Raw genomic sequence first — 9,469 nt, forward strand, 5'->3', positions numbered from 1 at the left:
AACAGCGGAAAACTGTTCCAGCAGCTCTTTCGGAACCTTTGGTAACTCTCGGAGCGGTTTTTTTTTGGTTGGCATACATGCACCTCTTACTCATGTTATGCCCGAACACAAAATTTCTGACACCCTCCTCGATCTCCCTGGCGCTACAAATGCAGCGGCAGGCACCTGTCAGCCCTGATGCGATCCCTGCTGGCCCAACCTGCCACCAATAACCTCAAGACTCTCCAAACATGGCAATAAAGTTGGCCAGCGCTGGCGATGCATTCTGCCCGCTCCATTTCATGTACAACCCAAGCCCTGGCACAGGCTGGTTACCGATAACCCGGATCGGCCGAAACTGCACACGTTCGCCAGGCGTGGAACTGGCAAACGAAGCCGGCACCAGTGCCACGCCAAACCCACAGGCCACCAAGCCAAGCAGCGTGTGAATCTGCGCAGCCTCCTGCACCACCTTGGGGTAAAAACCCGCCGCTTCGCACAACGCGATCAACTGCGCGTGATAGCCACCGCCAAGGTTTTGCGGGGTGAACACGAAATCCTCATCGGCAAACCCGCGCAGGTCCACGTCGTATTCCTGGGCCTTCGCATGACGGGCGGGCAACGCCATGACGATCTGCTCGTCAAGCAGCAGTCGCGACTCAAGGGTTCCGGCCGGCAGCGGCAACCTGCGCATGAAGCCGACATCTGCCTCGCCGGCCAGCAGCGCCTTGGCCTGCGAGGCCGACGGCATCTCGCGGATGGTCAGTTGCACGTTCGGGTAGGTCTCGCGGTAGCGGCGCAAACTGTTGAGCAGCGAGTCGTAGTAGGCGATGGAAATGGCAGTGATGGCGAGCTTGCCGCTGACCCCGGCAGACACATTGCGGGCGTACTCGATGCCCTGTTCCAACTCGGCCAACGTGCGGTAAGCCGTGTCGAGAAATGCCGTGCCGGCGGCGGTCAGGTGCACCCCGCGCTTGTTGCGCAGGAACAGCTTGAACCCGAGCTTTTCCTCAAGTCGACCAATCGCCTGGCTCAGTGGCGGTTGCGCCATGTGCAGGCGCTCGGCCGCCTTGTGAAAGTGCAGCTCTTCGGCCACGGCAATGAACTGCCGCAGCAAACGTGTCTCGATCATCCAGCATTCCTTCAGTACAGCTGACCCGGCGGTGATATCTTTCAGATATCGAACTTGCATGCTTTTAATATTAAGCCATTGATTTTTTTGTTGATATCTTAAAAAGGAGATTTGAAGGTACCCAGCAAATGCCCGTTACAGACCCTTTCCACGACAAAGTTGCGGTGATCACCGGCGCTGCACAGGGCCTGGGCTTGTCCTATGCCATGGCACTGGCCGAACGGGGCGCTAGGGTGGTGATCAGTGACCTGGGCACCGATCGTTCCGGGCAGGGGCAGGATACCTGGGCCCTGGATCACGCGCTGGCGGCCATGCGGGCCAAGGGCTTCGCGGTTGTCGGTCACACCGGCCGGCTGGAAAACGAAGACGCATGCAAACAACTGGTCGAGCTGGCCATCGAGCATTTCGGTGCACTGGATATCCTGATCCATAACGCCGGCTGGGTCGATTACCAGCGCATCGAGGCGCAGGATGACGCTTTTCTGCAGCGCGCGCTGGGCATCAACGTACAGGCACCCGTGTGGCTGGCCAAGCATGCCTGGGCCCACCTGAAGCGTTCCACGGCCCCGCGCGTGGTGCTGACCACCTCGGACCGTGCCATGTACCAGCGCTATGCGCAGCCCGGCCTGGTGGCCTACGCTGCCGGCAAGATGGCCCAGGTCGGCATCATGAATGCCCTGAGCATGGAGGGCCAGGAGCACGGCATCCTGGTCAATGCCATTTCACCCGTGGCGAAGACTCGCATGTGGGGCATTACCCAACCCCCGGAGGAGCTGAAACCCGAGTGGGTCACGCCCGGGGTGCTGTACCTGGCCAGCGCGCTGTGCCATGACACCGGCTACATCCTGCGGGCCAGCAATGGCCAGTTCACCGCCACACGCTTCAACGAGAACAGCGGCGTTAGCTACCCTCGGGACCTCGGCCGTGTGCAGGCGGGCAACCTGGCCGAGGTTGCCGAACGCTGGAACCGCATCAAGGAATGCAACTATGTGCCAGTCAAGGTCGCCAATACCCGCGCCGACCTGGGCGAAAGCCTGGTGTGGGACGAGCACAGCAGCACTTTGTACTTCGTTGATATTTCTGGCGGGCGGATCAACCGGTTGGCGGCCGACGGCGAAGTCGAGAGCCTGTACGAGTCCGCCGCACGCATCGGCGCCCTGGCGTTGACCGACCACGGCAACCTGATTTTCACCGAGGATGCCAGCGTGGGCATCTTCAATGTGCCGTCGCGCACGGTGAGCCAGCATTCGGCGGCGGTGCATCCCCGCCCGACCTACCGTTTCAACGATGGCGCATGCGACCCGCAAGGGCGTTTCGTGACTGGCTTGATGGACGAAACCCCCAGCGGCAAAAGCGGGGCGTTGTTTCGCTTTGACGGGCAGTTGTGCGATCAGGTGATCCACGACGACATGGCGTTGCCCACCGGTATTGCCTGGTCGCAGGACGGCCGCACGGTGTACTTCGTCGATTCGGCGGCGCGCGCAATCTATTGCGCCGACTACCTGGCCGAAGGGCGGCTGGGCGCCGTCACGCTGTTTGCCGAAACCCCTGCCGAGCTGGGGCGCCCGGACGGGCTCGCCCTGGATCGCGAAGGCGGCCTGTGGGTGTGCCAGTACCATGGCAGTTGCCTGCTGCGCTATGACCGCCAAGGCCACCTGACCGACCAGGTGCTGATGCCGGTGCCATGCCCCACCAGTTGCTGCTTCGGCGGCCCGGGGCTTAATACCTTGTACATCAGCACCGCGCGCTACGACATGAGTGCCGAAGACCTGCACCATTATCCGGACGCCGGCGACCTCTACGCTATCCGCCCGGAAATCGGCGGCGTCGCCCGACACTGCTTCAAGGAATAAGCACCTGGGCCTGACTGGCCGGTAACACGGCCAGTTCACCAAAGCGTTGCGCCGAATCGATATAGCGCAGCGCAGACTTTGCGTCTTTCCAGCCCACATAGCTCATCAGCGACTTCAATTCCCACCCATTGGCCGTGGCCCAGGTGGCAAAGCCACGGCGCAGCGAGTGGCCGGTGTACAGCGCTGCCGGCACCCCGGCGCGCTCCAGCATGCGCCGCAGCAGGCCGACCAGGCTGTTGCTGTTGAGTGCGCTGTCGCCGAGGTTGCCCCAGCGGTCTAGCTTGCGGAACACCGGCCCGTGGGCAATGCCGGCGACCTCCAGCCACTGCAGGTAGGCAGTGACCGGGCACAGGGCCTTGAGGGCAGGGGTGCGGTGCTGCACGCCCAGGGCCTCGCGGTCACCCTTGCTGCGTGGCAGGAACAGGGTGATGCCGACACCCGCTTCGGCCTGGATGTGTTCGATGCGCAGACGCGCCAGTTCATCGCCGCGAAAACCGCGCCAGAAGCCCAGCAACAGCAGCGCACTGTCGCGACGGGCGCGGCGCAGGGCGGCCAGGTCGTGATGCTCACGGGCCTCACGGGCTTCCTCTTCAAAGCAGGCCACGGCGGTTTGCAGGTGCTGCAGCAACAGCGGGGCTGCCTGTTTTGGCGGTGTCGGGTGCAGGGTGCGGATGCCACGCAGCACCTGACGCACCAGCGGCGCCTTGGTCGGATCGGGAAAGCCCTGGGCGACGTGCCATTGGCTGAGCGCGGCCAGGCGCTGGCGCAGGGTGCTGACGGCATGCTGGTCAGCGTGGTCGGCCAGGTAGCGGGCAATGCTTTCAGCGGTGGCCGGAAGGAAGCCGCCCCAGTGGGTTTCGAAGTGTTCGATGGCAGCCTGGTAGCTGCGCCGGGTATTGTCACGGGTGGCGGCGCGCAGGTAGCGCTCGATATCGGTCATGGTGCGGGTGTCGGTGGGTGATGGGCACACCATACCCGGTATCAGGGCGCAATGCATGCCAACGGGGTCGCGCAGGCAGGCTCAGGGCCGCAGCGCTGCGTCCATCATCTGCTGCAGCGGCGCATAGTCCGCCTGGCTGACGGGGACCAGGCCGCTGGCATCCTGCGAAGCAACGAACGCCGCCAGCGCCTGCGGGTCATCGAGCATGGCACTGCGAATACGGCTTCTCAGCGCCGGACACAGGCTGGCACTGAACACATACGGGTCGTAGTAGATTGGCCGTGACCGCCATTGTGCCTTGAGCTGCGCCGGTGCAATGGCGTGCTGGGCGAGGTACGCGTCGGTGCGCTCGCTGGCGACGAACGCGGCATCGACCCGGCCTTCCAGCAAGGCTTGCAGTGCATTGTCGTGGTTGCCGGCATACACCAGCGCACCAAAAAACTGCGACAGTGGCATGCCCACCCGTTCGGCGAACTCGACGCTGGGCACCAGGCTGCCGGAAGTGCTGGCCGGGTCGGTCAGCGCCACACGCTTGCCACGCAGCGCCTCGATGCCATCAGGGCTTGCACCCCGGGTCAGCAGCAGCGCCTGGTAATGATTGCCCGCCGGGGTGTAGGGGCCAGCGCTCAAGGTGAGGGTGGCAAACGGCTCGATGCGCGGATCGCGGCGGTGGGCCAGCACATACGAGGCGGGGCCGAGGCGGGCGATGTCCGCTCCACCCGAGACGATGGCATCGACCACGCTTTCGTAGGAGCTCGCGATCACCAGCTCCACTGGCACCCCCGCCGCCACGCTCAGGCGCTGCAGCAGCGACTGATGCTCGCGGATCATCTGTTCGGCGCTTTTGATCGGGATCACCACCAGGCGCAGGCTGCGTGGCGTACAGTCCGCCGGCGCAGCATTGCCAGGGGGGATGCCGAGCAGGTTGACCAGCAGCAACCCGGCCAGGGTTTTCAATACGCGCATGCCTTGTCCTCGACGCCGTTGAAAGGCGGGTATTCGCGCAACTGCGCCAGCGACAGCGGCCGGCTGAAGTGGTAGCCCTGGGCAATATCGCAGCCCGCCAGTTTCAGGCACACCACCTGTTCACGGGTTTCCACGCCCTCGGCCACCACTTCCAGCCCCAGGCGCTTGGCCAGGATGATGGTGGAGGACACGATCGGGCTGTCGTCATGGCTGTTGGACAGCGGCGCGATCAGCGAGCGGTCGATCTTCAGCTTGCTCAGTGGCAGTGAGTGCAGGTGGGCGAAGCCTGCGTAGCCGCGGCCAAAATCGTCCAGGCTGATACCCAGGCCGGCGTTGCGCAAGGTATGCAGGTGCGTCACTGCCGTGCCTTCGGCGTCAAGGATAGTGGTTTCGGTGATTTCCAGCTCCAGCCGATGGGGCGCGAGGCCATGCTGCAGCAACTTGCGCAGTAGCCGCGCGGCGAAGTCGGCCTGGCGCAGCTGCAGGGCGGAAACATTCACTGCCAGCCGCGTCTCCCGGCCCTGGGCATCCCAGCTGGACAACGCCTCACAGGCCAGGCGCAACACCTCCCAGCCCAGCTCGACAATGAAGCCGCTGCGTTCGGCCAGGTCGATGAAACGGTCCGGGTACAGCAGCCCGAATTCGGGGTGGTCCCAACGCACAAGCGCTTCGTAGCCCAGCACTTGCTGAGTATCCAGGCGTATCTGCGGCTGGTAGTGCAGCACGAACTGGCGCTCGGCCAAGGCGCTGCCAAAGGCCTGCTTCAGGGTGAACGCCTGAATGTCAGCCAGGTTCAGCGAGGGGTCGAAGAAGCGATACTGCGCGCGCCCGGCCTGCTTGGCCGAGTACATGGCGGCATCGGCGGTACGGATCAGGCTGTCGATGTCCTGGCCATCGCGCGGGCAGATGCTTACGCCCACACTGGGGCTGGTGTTGACCTCCTTGCCGTCCAGGGCGTAGGTGGCCGACAGCTTCTGGACCAGTTCACGAACCCAGCCATTGATCTGTTCTTCACTGCGCTCGCCGGCAAGCAACACCACGAACTCGTCGCCGCCAAAGCGCGAAGCCTCGTCGCCAGGCTCCAGCAGGCGCTGGATACGCCCGGCCACGGCCTGCAGCAGCAAGTCGCCGATCTTGTGCCCAAGCGAGTCGTTGATCGACTTGAAGCGGTCCATGTCGATGAACAGGATCGCCATCAGCCGGCGCTTGCCGCGCTGCCTGGTCAGCGCCAGGCCGGCCACTTCGACGAACTGGCGGCGGTTGTGCAGGCCGCTGAGGTGGTCGGTGGCGGCGGCGTGGCTGCTGCGCCGGTGTTCGTCCTCCAGGCGGCCGATCAATTGCTGGTTGACCTGCTGGGCATGTTCCAGCGCGCTGAAGGCCTCCTGGCGCTTGCGCAACAGGCGCAAGGTCCACAGCAGGCTGGCGAGGATCATCAGGGTCATGCTGAGGTTCAGCCAGAACTGCCGGGAATAGGCCAGGGTCGAGGCCGCCAGGATTTCATCCTGGCGCTGGCTGACCACCACGCTGAAGCCCCGTTCAGGGACGCGCCGGTACAGGCTCTGGTACGCCTCGCCAGCTGCGTATTGGGCCAGCAAGCCCGCTTCGTTGGCGCTGTTCGGTAGCTCGGGCTGCAGCGTATCGCCCGCCACCACCACGCCACTGGTGTCGATGCGCAACCGCTCCAGGCCGTCATCCTGCAGCAGCCGTACCAGGCCACTGCTGCTCAGGTCGATGTGCTGGAACAGCACCGCCAGGTAGCCGATGTCCAGCTGGACCACCAGGATATGGTCGATTTCGCGCCCGGTCAGGTCGGTCAGTGGCAGCACAAAGGGCAGGCGCCAGTCAGGCAGGGCGGCTGGCGGGCGGGCGGCTTGAACGCTGGGCAGGAAAGGTTTGAAACCATAGCGGGCAATGTGTCGCTGCAACTGCCGCAACCAGTCTTCGGGCAGCCCGCGGGCCTCGTCGGCATGGCTTGCCGACAGCAGCCGGCCTTGCCGGTCGTACAGGCTCATGCGCTTGAACACCGGGTCTTCGGCGAGTATCCGCGCCAGGCTGAAGTTGCCCTGGCGCAGCATCTTCATGTCGTCTTGGGTGACCCCGCCCACGGCCTGGGCGCGGTCGACAAGCTGGCGCAGGCTTTCGCCGACGATACTGGCCAGGTTCAGGTGCTCGGCGGCCTTGGCCGACAGCGCATCTTGCCGAGCGGCAGCTTTTTGCGTGACGTGCAGCCCCCAGAGGAAGGCCAGGGTCGCTGCACAGAGCATCAGGATCAGCAGCCGCAGAAGGCTGGCGGAGGAAAGCGAACGGCGAATCACTGCTGATAGTTCCCGACCCTGGGTGATGTTTGAAAAATACGACAGTCAGATGACAGCCTAATGACTAGTGGCCAATAGCCTCTAAGGTTTTCCCCGGTCAGCTACTGGTGTCTGCAAGCGCGCGGTTTCTTCCTCGATATAACTCATCAACGCGCTGACCTCGGCATCGCCCAGGCGCATGTTGGGCATGGCCATGCGGTTGTACTGCTCATACAGCAGCATGGCCAAGGGGTCTTTTTCGGCCAGCATCTGGTCGGGCTCTTTCAGCCAGCGGGTCAGCCAGTTGGCATCACGCTGGCGGGTCACGCCCAACAGGTCGGGGCCGATACCGGGTTGCCCGGGTTCGCTGCGGCCCAGGGTGTGGCAGGACGAGCAGCGTGTGCGGAAGATCTGCTCGCCACTGCTGGGCGGGCGTATCACGGGGGCCTGGGCATAGTCGTTGTGCATGGCGCTGGCCTGCTTCCAGTTGTGCAGGCTGTTGCCCAGGCGGTCGGCGAGGATGTACGGGCTCTCGAAGGGCGAGGCCTTCATCCAGCGGCCGGTGGCCTGGTTGCCGATGATCAGGCTCAGGTTGTGGTCCTTGGAACGGCCGTTTTCCAGGCCGTCGATCCACAGCCCAAGGCTGCGGCGCAATTTTTCGATATCGTCGGGTTCACCGGTGAGCAGCGTCCAGCCCGGGCCAATGCCGAACTTTTCGGCGTAGCGCTTGAGGGTGGCGGGGGTGTCGTTGTAGGGGTCGATGCTGATGGAATAGAGGAAGATGTCCTTGCCGATGCGGTCCCCCAGTATTTTCTGCACCTGCCGCAGGCGGGCGGTTTCCACCGGGCAGGAATCGGTGCAGCCGGTGAAGATGAAGTTGATGGCCACCACCTTGTCCTTGATCAGGTCGTCGAAGAAATGCACCTTTTCGCCGTCCTGGGTCAGCAGCGGGATGTTGGGGAAGTAGTCCGCTCCCCAGGGGGTGGCGGCTTCGTCGGCCACCGGTTGTTGCGGCTGCAATGGCCAGAATGGAAGGCTGGCGGCGAACAGCGCGAGCACCAGCAGGAAACGCCATGTGCCGGGCATGATGCGGTCCTCTTTGTGGGGATGCTGCACACAATCTTTGCAGGAGCAGCCTTGTGCTGCGAAGCGGCCATTACAGACGTGGCGGCTGCCTGCACCGGCCTCTTCGCAGCACAAGGCTGCTCCTACAGTCGTTACCATTGCCCAGCTATTTGATGCTGATCGGCACTGTCACGCTCTGGCCCAGGGTCGACTTCACGGTCACCGTTGCCGGCGTGGCCGGGCCGTTGCCGGTGGTGGTTACCGACAAGCGCCAGCGGGCACCGCTGGTGGCGGCGGTGAGTGTGGCCGTGCCCAGGTTCAGCGGCCCGGCGGTGGTTGCAGCGGTCACGCTGATGCTGTTGCCAGTGGCCACCGAGGTGGTACCGGCCAGGTCCCAGGTGTAGCGGTTGCCACTGCGTACCTGCACCGTGGCACTGGTGACCTGGATCTGGTCGACTGGCGCCGCCGGGTTCACCACGATGCTGACCGTGGCGGGCGCTACCGACTCGGCACCCTTGGCATCACGCGCCGTGTAGTTGAAGCTGGCGGTGAACGGTGTGCCTACCGTGGCCGGTGGGGTGTAGGTCACGGTAGTCCCGTCGGTGCTGGTGGTGCCCTGGCCAGAGTCCGGCTGGCTGAGGCCAGTGACGGTCAACGGCAGGTTGCCTTCCGGGTCGGTGTCGTTGGCCAGCACATTCAGGCTGACGGCCTTGCCTGCGGTAGTGGCGGCACTGTCGTTGTTGGCGACCGGTGGCTTGTTGGCCGAACTATCGTCATCGCCATCATCATTACCTTTGGTACGGAAGGTCGGCAGGCCGACCGAAGCCATGTATTCCACTCCGTCCCAGCCCGGCAGCGGGGTCGGCATCACCTGGAACTGGCCCGGATGCTCGAGGTCCCAGCGCAGCAGCATCGACGAGTCCTCGTGCTGGGTGTTGTGGCAGTGCTCCATGTAGGTGCCAGCGAACTCGCGGAAGCGGATGGCCATTTCCACTTCTTCCGACGAATCGGTATCCGGCCCGATGCGATACACATCCTTGCGCGCCCATTTTTCCCACTCTGGCGGCGCCTTGCCGTCGCGGCTCAGGATCACGCCTTCCTCGAAGTGCACATGCACCGGGTGGCTCCAGCCGTTGCCGCCGTTCTTGATTTTCCACACCTCCAAGGTCCCGTCGCCGCTGAACCCGGCATCGGTGGACTGGTTGGCCAGTTGCGGTGCTGCACTGATGCGGCGTGGGTC

Annotated in this window: 7 protein-coding genes and 1 pseudogene; 2 read left to right on the top strand and 6 right to left on the bottom strand. The window is 64.1% G+C overall.

All coding sequences use genetic code 11. From position 1 onward, the window contains the following. Window positions 1–214 precede the first annotated feature (214 nt). On the bottom strand, window positions 215–1,111 hold the full coding sequence (locus HP546_RS20315) for a LysR substrate-binding domain-containing protein (protein ID WP_172228763.1): 897 nt from the start codon (window positions 1,109–1,111) through the stop codon (window positions 215–217). 128 nt (window positions 1,112–1,239) lie between these two features. Here HP546_RS20315 and HP546_RS31475 point away from each other — a divergent pair. Next, a pseudogene (locus HP546_RS31475) lies at window positions 1,240–1,848 on the top strand (SDR family NAD(P)-dependent oxidoreductase); the annotation flags it as partial. Window positions 1,849–1,854: 6 nt separating this feature from the next. Next, complete coding sequence (locus tag HP546_RS31480; protein ID WP_256676235.1) at window positions 1,855–2,964, top strand: SMP-30/gluconolactonase/LRE family protein; 1,110 nt, start codon at window positions 1,855–1,857, stop codon at window positions 2,962–2,964. Here HP546_RS31480 and HP546_RS20325 read toward each other — a convergent pair. The 5 genes from HP546_RS20325 to HP546_RS20345 all read right to left on the bottom strand — a co-directional run. Beyond that, on the bottom strand, window positions 2,954–3,961 hold the full coding sequence (locus HP546_RS20325; RefSeq protein WP_172228767.1) for a site-specific integrase: 1,008 nt from the start codon (window positions 3,959–3,961) through the stop codon (window positions 2,954–2,956). The two genes, HP546_RS31480 and HP546_RS20325, sit on opposite strands and share 11 nt — an antisense overlap. Before the next feature lie 24 nt (window positions 3,962–3,985). Further along, window positions 3,986–4,870, bottom strand: coding sequence for a phosphate/phosphite/phosphonate ABC transporter substrate-binding protein (locus HP546_RS20330; RefSeq protein ID WP_172228769.1), 885 nt, complete (start codon window positions 4,868–4,870; stop codon window positions 3,986–3,988). Beyond that, window positions 4,858–7,185, bottom strand: a complete 2,328-nt coding sequence (locus HP546_RS20335) for an EAL domain-containing protein (RefSeq protein ID WP_172228771.1) — start codon at window positions 7,183–7,185, stop codon at window positions 4,858–4,860. Before HP546_RS20335 ends, HP546_RS20330 begins: the two co-directional genes overlap by 13 nt. 81 nt (window positions 7,186–7,266) lie before the next feature. Beyond that, window positions 7,267–8,250 carry an SCO family protein gene (locus HP546_RS20340; protein WP_172228773.1) on the bottom strand — a complete coding sequence of 328 codons (984 nt, stop codon included), beginning with the start codon at window positions 8,248–8,250 and terminating at the stop codon, window positions 7,267–7,269. Between the two features lie 145 nt (window positions 8,251–8,395). Continuing rightward, window positions 8,396–9,469: Ig-like domain-containing protein (locus HP546_RS20345; protein WP_172228785.1), on the bottom strand; the 1,074-nt coding region annotated here is incomplete at its 5' end.

Origin of the sequence: Pseudomonas sp. CM25, assembly GCF_013179705.1 — a bacterium.
Taxonomy (GTDB): Bacteria; Pseudomonadota; Gammaproteobacteria; order Pseudomonadales; family Pseudomonadaceae; genus Aquipseudomonas.

Excerpts from the sequence above, each read along its gene's own strand:
- HP546_RS20340 (WP_172228773.1), bottom strand. The coding sequence starts at position 8,250 with ATGCCCGGCACATGGCGTTTCCTGCTGGTGCTCGCGCTGTTCGCCGCC.
- HP546_RS20325 (WP_172228767.1), bottom strand. The coding sequence starts at position 3,961 with ATGCATTGCGCCCTGATACCGGGTATGGTGTGCCCATCACCCACCGAC.
- HP546_RS20330 (WP_172228769.1), bottom strand. The coding sequence starts at position 4,870 with ATGCGCGTATTGAAAACCCTGGCCGGGTTGCTGCTGGTCAACCTGCTC.
- HP546_RS31480 (WP_256676235.1), top strand. The coding sequence starts at position 1,855 with ATGTGGGGCATTACCCAACCCCCGGAGGAGCTGAAACCCGAGTGGGTC.
- HP546_RS20315 (WP_172228763.1), bottom strand. The coding sequence starts at position 1,111 with ATGATCGAGACACGTTTGCTGCGGCAGTTCATTGCCGTGGCCGAAGAG.